The organism is Brevundimonas sp. D3-1P (assembly GCF_055809335.1).
On sequence record NZ_CM147908.1, the window covers coordinates 2,259,707 to 2,273,516 of the forward strand.

Consider the following 13,810-nt stretch of genomic DNA (forward strand, 5'->3'; position numbering starts at 1 on the left):
CCAGGTCTCCCATCACGCGTTCGACGGTTCGGAGCCGTCCTCGGCGAGGACCTCCGCGTCATCGGCTGCGGGCGCGTCGCCGAACACCTGGTCCGGATCGTATTCGCCGTCGGCGTAGTCGCCCTCGTCTTCGTACTCTTCGGGTTCCGGCTGAGGCAGTTCCGAGGCGTCGATCCAGCCGGCCGCCACGCGGGCCTGCAGGATCAGCAGTTCGGCGTCTTCCTGGGCCAGGTTGAAGCTTTCCAGCACGCCGGGGACCTTCACCCGCTCGCCGTTCCTGACCTCATAGCCGCCGCGGATTTCGTCCGTGGCCAGGTCGGCCAGGTCCTCGACCGTCTTGACGCCGCCTTCGCCCAGGGCGACGGCCATGGCCAGGGTGACGCCGGGCACGTCCAGGACGGCGTCCTCGACGCCCAGTTCGACGCGCTTGGCGTCAAGCTCGGCGGCTTTCTTGTCCAGATATTCGCGGGCGCGGGCCTGAAGCTCCTCGGCGGTCTCCTCGTCGAAGCCCTCGATCTCGGAGACTTCGTAGGCGTCGACATAGGCCAGGTCCTCCACCGTGGCGAAGCCTTCCGTGACCAAGAGCTGGGCGATGACCTCGTCCACGTCCAGGGCTTCCTGGAACAGGGCGGTGCGTTCGCTGAACTCGCGCTGGCGGCGCTCGCTATCCTGCGCCTCGGTGATGATGTCGATCTGCCAGCCGGTCAGTTGCGAGGCCAGGCGCACGTTCTGGCCGCGACGGCCGATGGCCAGCGACAGTTGCTCGTCCGGCACGACCACCTCGACGCGGCCGGCTTCTTCGTCCAGCACGACCTTGGAGACCTCGGCGGGCGCCAGGGCGTTGACGATGAAGGTCGGCTCGTCGGGGTTCCACTGGATGATGTCGATCTTCTCGCCCTGCAGTTCGGCGACGACCGCCTGAACGCGCGAGCCGCGCATGCCGACGCAGGCGCCGACGGGATCGATGGAGCTGTCGTTAGACAGCACGGCCATCTTGGCGCGCGAGCCGGCGTCGCGCGCGGCGGCGCGGATCTCGATCACGCCGTCATAGACCTCGGGCACTTCCTGGGCGAACAGCTTGGCCATGAAACCGGGATGGGCGCGCGACAGCATGACCTGCGGGCCCTTGGCCTCGGGCCGGACGTCGTAGATGTAGGTGCGGATGCGGTCGCCGATGTTGAACACTTCGCGCGGAATGGACTGGTCGCGGCGCATCACGCCCTCGCCCCGGCCCAGATCCACGATGGTGTTGCCGTATTCGACCCGCTTAACCGTGCCGTTGACGATCTCGCCGACGCGATCCTTGAACTCTTCGTACTGGTTGGCGCGCTCGGCCTCGCGGACCTTTCCGGTCACGACCTGACGGGCCATCTGGGTCTGGACGCGGCCGAACTCGAACGGCGGCAGCTGTTCGACATATTCCTTGCCGACCTCGGCCTCGGGGTCGCGCTTCAGGGCGTCCTTCAGGCGCACCATGGCGCTGTCGTTGAACTCTTCCAGCTCGTCTTCCGGCGCCCAGTCGTCGGCGACGATGGTGACGTGACGGGTCAGGGACAGTTCGCCCGTCTTGTGGTCGATCTTGGCGCGGATGTCGTGGTGGGCGCCGTAACGCGACTTGGCGCCCTTCTGGATCGCCTCCTCGATGGCCTCGATCACGATCTCGCGGTCGATGTTCTTCTCGCGGGCGACCGCATCGGCGATCTGCAGCAGTTCGAGGCGGTTGGCGGAAATACCGGTGACGGCCATCAGGCGTTGTCCTCAGAAGGGGTCGTGGTGTCGGTTGCGTCTTCGGCCCCGCCTTCCGGCAGGCCGTCGTCTTCGGGTTCGCCGCGCGCGGCGCGGATGGCGGCGCCCCGTTTCATCAGGGCGTCGGTCAGGACCAGCTTGGCGTCGGCCAGCCAGTCGAAGGGGATCAGGGCGGTGTCGTCCTCGCCGTCCAGGTCGATCAGGACATTGCCGTCCTCGAACCCGGCCAGCACGCCCTTGAAGCGTTTGCGGCCCTCGATCATCCGGTCGGTCTCCAGCCGCGCCTCCTCGCCCTCGAACAGATCGAAGTCGATGGGACGGGTCAGGGGCCGGTCGACGCCGGGCGACGAGACCTCCAGCAGATATTCGCCGGAGATGGGATCGGCGGCGTCGAACACCTCGGACACCGCGCGGCTCAGCTTGGCGCACTGTTCGACCGAGATGTCGTGGTCGGTCGGGCGCTCGGCCATGATCTGAAGCCGCTGGCGCTTGGCGCCGGACATCAGGCGCACGCGCACCACATCCAGGCCGAGCGAGCCCGCGATGGGGTCGATCAGCTCAAGCAGTTGGCGATCCTGGGCGGTCTTTGCGCGCAAGCGACGAATATCCAAAACAAAAGCGGCGGTCCGTCCGGGCCGCCGCTTGGAACGACGCCGTTGGACGCCGGTCTAACGATGTGAAGGGCCATATAGGCGCTTCACGACCGCTTGTCAGCCCTCTTCTGTTCAGACCCGCCTGAACTGCAAGAAGATCGGCGCGGTGTCGCCCAGCTTCTTTTCCTCGTAGCGGGTCACGACATGGTCGGCGGGCGGGACGAACCAGTCCTGGTCGGCCTCACTCTGGTTCTCTGGACCGATGCGCTCCAGCCCCGGCGTCCGTTCCAACCGCTCCAGCGCCCATTCGGCGTAGTCCAGCCAGTCGGTGACGAAACGCAGGGTTCCGCCCGGCTTCAGGATGCGGGCGAAGGCCTGGGCCGTCTCGTCCTGCAGCAGGCGGCGCTTGTTGTGGCGCGCCTTATGCCAAGGGTCGGGAAACAGGATCAGCACGCGGTCGACCGAGGCGTCCGGCAGGGCGTCGACCACGTCGCGCGCGTCGTCGGCGTGGATGCGGACATTCTTCAGCCCGCCCTCTTCCACATGCCGCAGGGCCGAGGCGACCCCGTTCAGAAAGGGCTCGCAGCCGATCACCAGGGCGTCGGGCCGTTTCGCAGCCTGGGCCGCCATATGTTCGCCGCCGCCGAAGCCGATCTCCAGCCACACCTCGGCGGCTTCGGGCATCATCGCCTGCGGGTCGAGCGGCCCGGCCTTGGGGTCCGGCACCGCGATGGCGGGCAGCAGGGTTTCCATCAGGGCCGCCTGGCGCGGCTTGATCGGACGGGCCTTGATACGGCCGAACGACCGCAGCGGGCGGTCCAGGCGGGGGGTGGCGTCCTGGGGACGGTCTTCAGCGCTCATCCGCCTGCCGTTAGCCGCCGTGCGAGAAGGCGTCCAGAGAAGGCGCAAAACCTTTTGACGGTCCGGGCCGAACACCCTTCTATGTCGCCCGGAAAGACACGTCGGGCTGGCGCGTCGTCGGCAAGAGGGAATTCGATGATCGGAAATCATCTGCGGGGCGCCGGCCTCGCGGCCATAGGCTGCGCGGTTCTGGGCCTTTCGGCCTGCGCGACCACGGGCCAGACATCGAGCCAGAACGCCGCCGCCAAGCCGTCGCGCGACCGGACGCTGGATGCGGGCCTCGACCCGGCGACGACGCTCGATCCCTATCCTTCGACCTACCAGCCGCTGCCGCGCGAGAATTTCGCCGTGGTCGGCGCCACCGTCCTGACCGGCACGGACCGCAAGATCGACAACGGCGTGGTCGTGGTCACGGACGGCAGGATCGCCGCCGTCGGCGACGCCTCCACCCCCGTCCCGGCGGGCTACAAGGTCGTGGACGCGCGCGGCCGCTACGTCACCCCCGGAGTCATCGACGTCCACAGCCATCTGGGCGTCTATCCGTCGCCCGGCGTTCAGGGCATGAGCGACGGCAACGAGGCGACCAGTCCGAACACCGCCCAGGTCTGGGCCGAGCATTCGCTGTGGCCGCAGGACCCCGGCTTCAACACCGCTCGCGCAGGCGGCGTCACGACGATGCACATCCTGCCCGGTTCGGCCAATCTGTTCGGCGGGCGCGGCGTGACCATCCGCAACGTGCCGTCGATCACCATGCAGGGGATGAAGTTCCCGGCCGCCCCCTATACGGTCAAGATGGCCTGCGGCGAAAACCCGTCGCGGGTTTACGGGTCCCGCAACCAGAGCCCGGCGACCGGCATGGGCAATATGGCCGGCTATCGCGCCGCCTTCATCGCCGCGCGCGAATACAAGGCCAAATGGGACAAGTGGCATGAGACCGGCGAAGGGACGGCCCCGACCCGCAACCTGCAGAACGAGACCCTGGCGGGCGTTCTGGACGGTTCGATCCTGATCCAGAACCACTGCTACCGCGCCGACGAGATGGCGCTGATGATGGATATGGCCAAGGAGTTCGGCTACCGCATCGCCACCTTCCACCACGCGACCGAGGCCTACAAGCTGGCGCCGCAACTGGCTCAGAACGGCATCTGCGCGGCCATGTGGACCGGCTGGTGGGGCTTCAAGATGGAGGCCCTGGACGCCATCGAGGAGAACGCCGCCCTGGTCGACGCCCAGCCCGGATCGTGCGCCGTCATCCACTCCGACGACGCGCTTCTGACCCAGCGCCTGAACCAGGAGGCCGCCGCCGCCCTGTCGGCCGGACGACGCGCCGGGCTGAACATTTCGGAAGAACACGCCATCAGCTGGTTCACCTCCAACGCCGCCAAGGCCATCGGCATCGCCGATCAGACGGGGTCGCTGACACCCGGCCTGCGCGCCGACGTGGTGATCTGGAGCGCCGATCCCTTCTCCATCTACGCCCGCGCCGACCAGGTCTTCGTCGACGGCGCCCTGACCTTCGACCGCGCGAACCCGGCCTATCAGCCGACCAGCGATTTCGAACTGGGCCAACCCGGCTACGGCCTGACCGCCGCCAACGTCTCGGAAGGAGCTCGCTGATGCGCCTCTCGTCCATCCTCGCCGGCGCCGTCGCGGCCCTGGCGCTCGCCGCGCCCGCCTTGGCTCAGGAAACCGTAGCCATCGTCGGCGGGCGCATCCTGACCGGAACCTCGGTCATCGAAAGCGGCACGGTCGTGCTGCGCGACGGCAAGATCGTCTCGGTCGGCGCCGGCGGCGCCCCGGCCGGCGCGCGCGTGATCGACGCCGCGGGCAAGACCGTCGCCCCCGGCTTCGTCGCCGTGGATTCGGGCCTGGCCGGCGCGGAGGTCAGTTCTGTTCGCGGAACCAACGCCCTGAGGAACGCCGCCAACAATCTGTCGGCCGCCTTCGATGTCTCTTACGGCCTGGATCCGTGGTCTTTCACCCTGCCGGTGGCGCGTCTGGGCGGGATCACCCGCGCGGTCGTCGTGCCCCAGCATCCGGGGTCGTCGGGCGGCCATGTTCACGAGGACGAAACGGCCGGCGTGGGCGACGGCGGCTATCAGACGCCCGGCCTGTTCGCCGGCCAGGCCGCCGTCATCAACCTGGGCCCCGATCTGGCGGGCGGCGGGGCCGACATCCTGGTCAAGCCGCGCGTGGCCATGGTCGCCCCCTTCGGCGAGGCGGGGGCGGCGGTCGCCGGCGGCGCTCGGGGCGCCCAGTTCGTCCTGTTCAAGGAGACGATGGCGGAGGTCAGGCTCTACGCCCGCAACAAGGCCGCCTACGACCGGGCGGCGCTGCGCGATCTCAGCCTGTCGCGGGCCGACCTGGAGGCCCTGATCCCGGTCGCCAATGGAACCCTGCCTTTGATCGTCACCGTACATCGGGCGTCCGACATCCAGCAGGTGCTGCGCCTGGCGCGCGAAGAAGGAATCAAGCTGATCCTGGACGGCGCCGAAGAGGGCTGGCTGGTGGCGGGCGACATCGCTGCGGCCGGCGTGCCGGTGCTGCTGAACCCCATCGACAACCTGCCCTCGGACTTCGAGATGCGGGCGGCGCGGATGGAGAATGCGGCGGCCCTGAACGCGGCCGGCGTGCTGATCGCCATCAAGGGCAACGAGGGGTCGACCCACCGCGCCCGCGACGCGCGCTACAACGCCGGCAATGCGGTCTCGCACGGCCTGCCCTATCAGGCCGCCATCGCGGCCCTGACGGTCAATCCGGCCAGGATTTTCGGCATGGCGGGCCAGTTCGGCCAGATCGCCCCGGGCGCGGCCGGCGACGTGGTGGTCTGGTCCGGCGATCCGCTGGAGCCGCTGAGCCAGCCCTCGGTCATCTTCGTCAACGGGGTCGAACAGCCGCTGGCCAGCCGCCCGCTACTGCTGCGCGACCGCTACCGTCAACAGACGCCGATGCCGCCGGCCTATCGTAACTGACGGCCGGTTCGGTCTCAACGGAAGGGCGGGGCCGTTCGGTCCCGCCCTTTTTATGTCCGCCTTGTTCCGTCGTCTGAAAGGGGGAGCCGGCGAGACACAGGTGACGCTCGCCCCTGTCCGCGCTAGGTCACGCCTATGCCCACCGTCCTCTACATCGACGCCGACGCCTGCCCGGTGAAGGAGGAGGTCTATCGCGTGGCGCGCCGCTACGGGCTGAAGACCTACGTCGTCTCCAACGCCTGGATGCAGGTCCCGCGCGAGGCCCTGATCGAACAGGTGGTGGTCGACGCCGGGCCGGACATCGCAGACGACTGGATCGCCGAAAGAGCCCGGACCGGCGATGTGGTGATCACGGCCGACATCCCTCTGGCCGACCGCTGCCTGAAATCGGGCGCCCAGGCGCTGAAATCCAACGGCCAGCCCTTTACGCCGGATTCCATCGGTTCGGCCCTGGCCGGGCGAATGGTGGGCGAGCATCTGCGGTCGATGGGGGTGGCCACGTCCGGCCCGCCGCCGTTCTCCGCCGCCGACCGCTCGCGCTTTCTCCAGGCGCTGGACCAGGCCGTGGTCAAGGCGCGCAGGACCGCGTCATGACCGCCGTCATTCCCGAGGACGAACTGGAGTTTCACTTCTACCGCGCCGGCGGCCCGGGCGGCCAGAACGTGAACAAGGTGGCGACCGCCGTTCAGATGCGGTTCGACGTCAGGCGCTCTCCCTCCTTGACCGAGCCGGTCAAGACGCGGCTGATGAAGCTGGCGGGGAGTCGCCTGACGCAGGAGGGGGTCATACTGATCAACGCCGTGCGGTTCCGCACCCAGGAGCGCAACCGCGCCGACGCCATAGCTCGGCTTCAGGAAATGGTGGACGACGCCTCGGTCCGGCCGGTCTTTCGCGTGCCGACCCGTCCCACCAAGGCCTCGAAGGAGAGACGGCTGAAGGCCAAGACCAGTCGCGGCGCCATCAAGTCCGGGCGAGGCAAGCCCGCCCTCGACTGAGGATCAGCTTTCGGCCGGGCGGAACAGCAGGGCCGCGATCTTGTCGTCGGCGTCGAAGCCGATCAGCCATTCGGTCGCCTGGTTGTCGAACGTGACCTTGAACAGCTGCGCCTCGCCCTCCTGACGCGCATATTCGACCGTCTTCACCGCGCCGAAGCCCTTGATCAGGGCCGTGACCTGCTCGGCCTGAGCGCGTATCTGCGTCGCCAGATTGGGTGTGAAATCGGCATAGTCGAAGCCGCCGCCCTGAACGTCGGCGATCACGCCGCGAAGGGCTTCTTCAGCGCGCGCGACATCCGGCGCCGAAGCCGTCGCGGGGGCGACCGGTCGTGCCGGCGCCGCTTGGGCGGGGGTCTGGGGCTGGGTCTGCGCCGGGCGGTCGAAGGCGTTGGGGACGGACGCGGCCGCCGCCTGGGCCAGGGCCGGGGCGGGCGTCAGGATCAGGGCTGCGCTCACCAAGGTCTTCGTCAGCATCGTGTGCATGGTCGTCGGGCTCCGGTCAGGTCAGATAGGGCCAGAGCGAAAGGCCCAGGGCCGTCAGCGCCGCGATAACCGCGACCGTAACGGAAACCGCCAGCCAAGCCGGAGTTCCCGACTTTTCCATGACCACCGTGGTCGGGCGCGGCGGTTCCTGCACCAGGCGAGACAGGGCGCGGGCGGCCGCGATCATCTCGTTCAGGGCGTCCCGGGCCTGAGCCTGGGGGCCCAGCTCGCGCCGGATCCAGCGTTCGACCACCGGCTGGGCCGCCTTCCACAGGTCGTGGTCGGGCTGAAGGCGGCGCGCCACCCCCTCGACCGAGACCATGGTCTTCTGCAGCAGGATCAGTTCGGGGCGCAGCCGCATGTCGAACAGGGCCGTGATCTCGAACAATTGGCCCAGCAGCCGGCCCATCGACACCTGGCTGGCGGCGCGGCCGATCACCGGCTCGCCCACCGCGCGCAGGGCTTGGGCGAAGGTCTCGACCGAATGGTGGGCGGGCACATAGCCGGCCTCGAAATGCACACGGGCGATCCGGTCGTAGTCGCGGCTGATGAAGCCCCACAGGATTTCGGCCAGATAGCGCCGCTCCGCCGGACCCAGCCGCCCGACGATGCCGAAGTCGATAGCGGTCAGATGGGCGGGCGCGCTGGCGAACAGATTGCCCTCGTGCAGATCGGCGTGGAAGGCGCCGTGGTCCAGCGCCTGGACCAGGAAGGCGCGCACGACATTGTCGGCCAGCTGGTTCTTGTCCAGTCCCGGCAGATCCATCAGCGCCGGGTCGGTCATGGGCACGCCTTGCGCCCACTCCAACGTCAGCACCCGCTTGCCCACCCCGTCCCAGATAACGGCGGGGGCGGACATATAGCCGTCCTTGGCCATGACTTCGGCCATTTCGCTGGCGGCGGCGGCCTCCAGCCGCATGTCCAGCTCCAGGTCCAGGGAGTTGGCGATGGTCTCGACGAAGGCCTGCGGCTCCAGCCGGCGCGCCATCGGAACCAGCTTCCACACCAGGGCGGCGGCCAGCCGCATCGAATCCAGCCCGTTGGCCACGCGACGCTCGACCCCCGGGCGCAGCACCTTGACCGCCACGGCCCGGCCGTCGGCCAGAGTCGCGCGGTGCGCCTGGGCCAGGGAGGCGGCGGCGACCGGCGGTTCAAGGCCGACGAACAGGCTTTCGACCGGCCGGCCCAGCGAGCGTTCGATCTCGCGTCGGGCCTCCTCCAAGGCAAAGGCCGGCAGCCGATCCTTCAACCGACCCAGGTCGCGCGCGAACGCCAGGCCGAAGATGTCGGCGCGGGTGGCCAGAACCTGGCCCAGCTTGATCGCCACCGGCCCGAGGTGTTCGAAGGCGGCGCCCAGCCGCTGGCCCGGCCGCCCCTGCCGCCCGGCGCGACCCGAGAACATCTGTACGAAGCGCGCGAACGGCCGCAACCAGGCGGGCAGCAACGGCGTCACCTCGCGCGGGACCAGGGCGTCGTGGCGCACCAGGACCCACAGCCAGCCCAGCAGCCGCAGAAAGGCCGCGACCGGGTTCTGCACCGCCACGGTCGCCGGCGGCGGCGGAGCCGTGCGATAGATGCGGCTGGTCAGATCGCCCACCCGTGATGGATGGCGGCGATCCCGCCCGACAGATTGGTCACGGAGACGCGGCGGAAGCCGGCGTCCTCGATCATCCCCTTGAACGCCGCCTGGTCGGGGAAACGGCGGATGCTTTCGACCAGATACTGATAGCTGTCGCGGTCCTTGGCGACCCAGCCGCCGATGCGCGGAATGGCGTGGAAGGACCAGGCGTCATAGACCTTGCGGATCGGCGCGGTGGTGGGCCGCGAGAACTCCAGGCACAGGAACCGGCCGCCCGGTTTCAGCACGCGACGCGCCTCCGCCAAGGCCTTGTCGATATGGGCCACGTTCCTGATGCCGAAACTGATCGAATAGGCGTCGATGGAGGCGTCGGGCAGCGGCAGATTCATCGCGTCCCCGACCGACCAGCTCATTTCCGGCTCGCCGCCCTTGTGCACGCCCGCCAGGATCATCTCGGCGTTGTAGTCCAGCACGACGACATTGGCGTCCTCGCCGCCCCGCCGCTCCTGGGCCGCGCGCGCCATCTTCGAATAGCGTCGGGCCATGTCGCCGGTGCCGCCCGCGACGTCCAGAATGGTCTCGCCCGGACGCGGGTTCAGCTTGGCGGCGGCGACGTCCTTCCAGATGCGGTGGACGCCCACGCTCATCAGGTCGTTCATCACGTCGTAGTTCGAGGCGACGGAATCGAAGACCCCGCGCACCATCCTCACCTTCTCGCGCGCATCGACGTCGCGAAAGCCGAAGGAGGAACGATCGCCCTGCGAATGCGGGCCGTGGGAGGAGGCGTCGGTCATGTCCATCGTCTAGCGCGTCGCCGCGCCGCCGTCACCCGATCAGAACGGCGATCAGGCCGCTTCCGGTCGCGGCAGCTCCAGATCCTTCATCACGTCGCGCATCAGGCCGTAACAGCCGCAGGAGGCCGCCTCCAGTCCGTCGCGGTCCAGGACCTTGACCCAGCCGCGCCCGCGCTGGATCAGGGACTTGCCCTCCAGCACCGATCCGACCTCGGACACGGTGGCGCGGCGCACGCCCAGCATTCCGGCGATGTCGGCCTGGGTCAGTTCGAAACGGTCGTCCTCGGCCCGGTCGTGCAGCGTCAGCAGCCAGCGCGCCAGCCGCTCGTCCAGCCGATGCTGGGCGTTGCAGGCGGCGGCCTGCTGGACCTGGGCCATCAATCCCTCGGTGAAGCGCGCCAGGGCCAGACGCAGGCTCTCGCTCCTGTCCAGCGCCTCGCCGAACACCTCGGCCGAACAATAGGCCGCCAGGCCGTCGCGCTGGGAGATGGCGCGGCTGGCGGCGCGGGCGTTCAGCGGTCCGCACGTCACGCCGATCAGGCCTTCGCGACCGATGGCGGCGGTCTCGACCATCTTGTCGTCGGGCAGGACCGTCATCAGCGACACGACCCCCTTGATCGGAAACCAGACCTGGTCGACCGCTTCGCCGGCGTCGTACAGCATCTGGCCGCGCGTGATCGCGGACTGTTTCAGATGCGGTTCGATCCGCCTTCGGTCGGCCGCGTCGAGGGCGCCGATCCACAGATTGTCCATCCTCATCTCCTCGGCCTGGTTTTCCTGGTTTCGCATAAACGCACAGCCACGCTTGACCGGGAGATCAACGCCCAAGCTTGGCCAGATGTTCCCGACGCTTGCCGGCCGCGCGCGGGCGCCTTACGCCAAGGGAAAAAGAGGAAACATCCATGACAGACGCCCGCCCTGACGTTGCGGAAATCCTGAAAGGCCTGCCGGCTTGGCGCGCGGCCGGCGGCGCGCGGCCCGCCATCGAACGGAGCCTGACCTTCGAGGATTTCAACGCCGCTTTCGGCTTCATGGCCCGGGTGGCCCTGATGGCGGACAGGATGGACCACCATCCCGAATGGTCCAATGTCTACAATCGCGTCGAAATCGTGCTGACGACCCACGACGCCGGCGGCGTCACCGAGCGCGACGCGACCCTGGCCCGCTTCATCGACGCCGCGGCCGCCGGCATGGGGGTGCGGTCATGAGCGCCCGCGCCGGCCGCGTGGCCGGCAAGACCGTCCTGATCACCGGCGCCGCCGGCGGCCTGGGCGAGGCCATGGCCCTGATGATGGCGCGCGAAGGCGCCCGCGTCGCCGTGACAGACATCGACGGTCCGCGCGTCCGGGCCCTGGCCGAGCGGATCAATGCGGAAGTCGCCGGCGGCGCCTTCGCCTATGTCCATGACGTGGCCAGCGAGACCGACTGGGAGAGGGTGATCGCCGCCGCCGTCGCCGACCTGGGCGGGCTTTCGGTCCTGGTCAACAACGCCGGGGTCGGCGGGCCTCTGGCCTTCGTCGAACAGGACACGATCGAGAACTGGCAGCGTCAGTACGAGGTCAATCTACGCTCCATCATGCTGGGCGCCAAACACGCCATGCCGCATCTGCGCGCCGCCGCGCCGGCCTCCATCGTCAACATCTCGTCCATCGCGGGCCTGGCCGCCGCTCCCGGCATGGGCGCCTACAACGCCACCAAGGCCGCCGTCTGGATGTACACCAAGACCCTGGCGCTGGAGGCGGCCAAGGCCGACTGGAACGTGCGTTGCAACTCGGTGCATCCGGTCTTCATCAAGACGCCGATCCTGGACCCCTTCATCGCCATGGCCGGCGGGGACGAGGGCAAGGCCCACGAACGCCTGGCGCGCGGCATTCCGCTGAAACGGATCGGCGAGCCCGACGACGTCGCCTGGTGCGTCCTCTATCTGGCCTCGGACGAATCCAAATTCGTCACGGGCGCCGAGTTCAAGATCGACGGCGGCATGACGGCGCAGTAAGCGCCCCGCCGTTTGCCGGTCTGGCCTCGTCCGGCCTTGAAAGACGGTCGGACGCTTATTCAGGTTGAGGCCGCCCGCGCCATGCTGTAAGCGGCCTTTTCCGGCGTAACGCCGCGCACGCACCCGTAGCTCAGCTGGATAGAGTGCTGCCCTCCGAAGGCAGAGGTCACAGGTTCGAATCCTGTCGGGTGCGCCAGCCTTCCAAACATCGTTGAAAACGCTGCGGAAATACCGTCCGCCGGACCGTCTTTCGACGATTGCTACACATCCTTGCTACATAATTCGACTGACGATCAGGGGCTAAAGCGTTCTGATCGTTCAGGAAAGTGGCGCAAGGCTTGCTACACAAACCCGCTACACAATGTTCGAACGCATTTGGTCGAACGAGGTGGTGGTCGCATCTACTACCGGCGGCGGGTGCCCGAGGCCCTTCGGGGTATTATCGGCAGGAAAGAAATCTGGAGATCGTTGGGGACGGACAGCCCAACGGTGGCCAAGCGTCGCGCCCTACGTGTCGCCGCGCAGATCGAGCATGAGTTCGAAGTTGCGCGTTCGAAGGTCGGCCTGACCATCGATAAGATCGTGTTGGAGAGATTTGACGAACGCGCGCCAGTCGTGGCGGCGCCGATAGTCGCAGAAGCGGAAGCTCCGACCGGCGTCACGCTCGACGACCTCTACGATGCCTACATGAATGATCCGACGCGGGATTGGTCGCCGACTACGCGCATGGCCTACCAGACGACCAAGCGGACCGTGCTGTCGATCCTCGGCAAGGACACGCCAGTCCGAAGCATCACCCGTAGCCAATGCCGCGAGATGATCGAGGTCCTGCGTTGGCAGCCGCGCAACGCCTCAAAGTTGTTCCCCAAGCTCGATCCCATCGAAATCGCAGAACGAGCGAAGACCGAAGGACGCACGGACCTGATCAACGCCTCCAACATTAACACCTACCTGAACAAGCTCGGCGGGGTGCTGAACTGGGCGGTGAAGGAGGAAATGCTCGACCGCAATCCGGCGCAAGGCCTGCGCGTTCCCGACCCTGTGGCTCGCCGGGACAAGCGGCGTCCATTCGCTCCAGCCCAGTTGCAGGCGATTTTCTCGGCACCTCTCTACACCGGCTGCCGCGACGACGGACACGGCTACGCCACGCCCGGCCCAGAGCAACCCCGCAACGCTCGGTTCTGGATTCCCCTCTTGTCGCTTTTTGGTGGCCTACGTCTGAACGAGGCCTGCCAATTGGACGCAGCCGACATCCGGCGGGTCGACGAGGTGGACTGCTTCGTCATCACCGAAAGGTCGGAAGGCGAGCAGACCGACAAGCGACTGAAGACCGCCTCCAGCGAGCGCATCGTGCCGGTCCACGCGACCTTGCTCGATCTCGGGTTCATGGATTTTGTGCGCCAACGAAAGCGCGCTGGCGAGATTAAGCTGTTCGGCGAAGTGGCGATGGGGGCCACGGGGTATAGGTCTTCGACCTTCTCTGCGTGGTTTCGCCGCTTCGTCGTCAAAGCGGGAGCAGATTCACCAAAGACCTGCTTTCACAGCTTTCGGCACGGCTTCCGTGACGCCCTCCGTGAAGCGCGCATCGACCGTGACATCGCACTGGCGTTAGGCGGCTGGACGACAGCGAGCGGCGGGACTTCTGTTTCTGACGCCTATGGCAGCGGCTACCGGATGGCGACGTTGAAAGAAGCCATCGACCGCGTAAGCTATCCCGGTCTTGATCTGTCGCACCTCGCAATGCGGAGATAGTGCGGAAATGCTCGCAGCGTGTTGCTGATAGGTTTTGGG

The 13,810-nt window shown here is 67.8% G+C and carries 14 protein-coding genes and 1 tRNA gene; 8 read left to right on the forward strand and 7 right to left on the reverse strand.

What is annotated here, in order from left to right:
- Positions 1-12: 12 nt before the first annotated feature.
- The 3 genes from nusA to trmB form a co-directional block, all read right to left on the reverse strand.
- Positions 13-1,746, reverse strand: coding sequence for a transcription termination factor NusA (gene nusA / locus AC0L6G_RS11450; protein WP_293828299.1), 1,734 nt, complete (start codon positions 1,744-1,746; stop codon positions 13-15).
- Positions 1,746-2,342 (reverse strand): ribosome maturation factor RimP, encoded by a 597-nt coding sequence (gene rimP, locus AC0L6G_RS11455; protein ID WP_293828297.1) that lies wholly within the window; start codon positions 2,340-2,342, stop codon positions 1,746-1,748. Before rimP ends, nusA begins: the two co-directional genes overlap by 1 nt.
- A 129-nt stretch (positions 2,343-2,471) precedes the next feature.
- Positions 2,472-3,200, reverse strand: a complete 729-nt coding sequence (trmB, locus tag AC0L6G_RS11460; protein ID WP_473252238.1) for a tRNA (guanosine(46)-N7)-methyltransferase TrmB — start codon at positions 3,198-3,200, stop codon at positions 2,472-2,474.
- 135 nt (positions 3,201-3,335) lie between these two features.
- Here trmB and AC0L6G_RS11465 point away from each other — a divergent pair, with 135 nt between their 5' ends.
- The 4 genes from AC0L6G_RS11465 to arfB all read left to right on the forward strand — a co-directional run bounded on the left by AC0L6G_RS11465 (position 3,336) and on the right by arfB (position 7,167).
- Complete coding sequence (locus AC0L6G_RS11465; RefSeq protein ID WP_293828294.1) at positions 3,336-4,817, forward strand: amidohydrolase; 1,482 nt, start codon at positions 3,336-3,338, stop codon at positions 4,815-4,817.
- Positions 4,817-6,172, forward strand: coding sequence for an amidohydrolase family protein (locus AC0L6G_RS11470; RefSeq protein ID WP_293828292.1), 1,356 nt, complete (start codon positions 4,817-4,819; stop codon positions 6,170-6,172). The genes AC0L6G_RS11465 and AC0L6G_RS11470 overlap by 1 nt, the downstream gene beginning before the upstream one ends.
- A gap of 135 nt (positions 6,173-6,307) precedes the next feature.
- Positions 6,308-6,766 carry a YaiI/YqxD family protein gene (locus tag AC0L6G_RS11475; RefSeq protein ID WP_473252241.1) on the forward strand — a complete coding sequence of 153 codons (459 nt, stop codon included), beginning with the start codon at positions 6,308-6,310 and terminating at the stop codon, positions 6,764-6,766.
- A complete protein-coding gene (gene arfB / locus AC0L6G_RS11480; RefSeq protein WP_473252242.1) occupies positions 6,763-7,167 on the forward strand; it encodes an alternative ribosome rescue aminoacyl-tRNA hydrolase ArfB in 405 nt (134 codons plus the stop codon). Before AC0L6G_RS11475 ends, arfB begins: the two co-directional genes overlap by 4 nt.
- Positions 7,168-7,170: 3 nt before the next feature.
- Here arfB and AC0L6G_RS11485 read toward each other — a convergent pair whose 3' ends face one another.
- Genes AC0L6G_RS11485 through AC0L6G_RS11500 form a run of 4 tightly spaced genes read right to left on the reverse strand, consistent with a single transcriptional unit; the run spans position 7,171 to position 10,776 of the window.
- Entirely contained in the window at positions 7,171-7,623 is a 453-nt protein-coding gene (locus AC0L6G_RS11485; protein ID WP_473252243.1) for a hypothetical protein, read from the reverse strand.
- A gap of 43 nt (positions 7,624-7,666) precedes the next feature.
- A complete protein-coding gene (ubiB, locus tag AC0L6G_RS11490; protein WP_473252244.1) occupies positions 7,667-9,247 on the reverse strand; it encodes a 2-polyprenylphenol 6-hydroxylase in 1,581 nt (526 codons plus the stop codon).
- Positions 9,235-10,023 (reverse strand): class I SAM-dependent methyltransferase, encoded by a 789-nt coding sequence (locus AC0L6G_RS11495; protein WP_473252245.1) that lies wholly within the window; start codon positions 10,021-10,023, stop codon positions 9,235-9,237. Before AC0L6G_RS11495 ends, ubiB begins: the two co-directional genes overlap by 13 nt.
- Positions 10,024-10,074: 51 nt before the next feature.
- A complete protein-coding gene (locus AC0L6G_RS11500; protein WP_150824093.1) occupies positions 10,075-10,776 on the reverse strand; it encodes a Crp/Fnr family transcriptional regulator in 702 nt (233 codons plus the stop codon).
- 149 nt (positions 10,777-10,925) lie between these two features.
- On the opposite strand from AC0L6G_RS11500, the gene AC0L6G_RS11505 reads away from it, so the two are divergent.
- The 4 genes from AC0L6G_RS11505 to AC0L6G_RS11520 all read left to right on the forward strand — a co-directional run bounded on the left by AC0L6G_RS11505 (position 10,926) and on the right by AC0L6G_RS11520 (position 13,771).
- The gene (locus AC0L6G_RS11505) at positions 10,926-11,231 is read left to right on the forward strand and encodes a 4a-hydroxytetrahydrobiopterin dehydratase (protein ID WP_473252246.1); all 306 of its coding nucleotides are present in this window, start codon (positions 10,926-10,928) and stop codon (positions 11,229-11,231) included.
- The gene (locus AC0L6G_RS11510; RefSeq protein ID WP_473252247.1) at positions 11,228-12,019 is read left to right on the forward strand and encodes an SDR family oxidoreductase; all 792 of its coding nucleotides are present in this window, start codon (positions 11,228-11,230) and stop codon (positions 12,017-12,019) included. The genes AC0L6G_RS11505 and AC0L6G_RS11510 overlap by 4 nt, the downstream gene beginning before the upstream one ends.
- A 119-nt stretch (positions 12,020-12,138) precedes the next feature.
- Positions 12,139-12,215, forward strand: a tRNA-Arg gene (locus AC0L6G_RS11515).
- 179 nt (positions 12,216-12,394) lie between these two features.
- Positions 12,395-13,771 carry a DUF6538 domain-containing protein gene (locus AC0L6G_RS11520; protein WP_473252248.1) on the forward strand — a complete coding sequence of 459 codons (1,377 nt, stop codon included), beginning with the start codon at positions 12,395-12,397 and terminating at the stop codon, positions 13,769-13,771.
- The last annotated feature ends 39 nt before the right edge of the window (positions 13,772-13,810 follow it).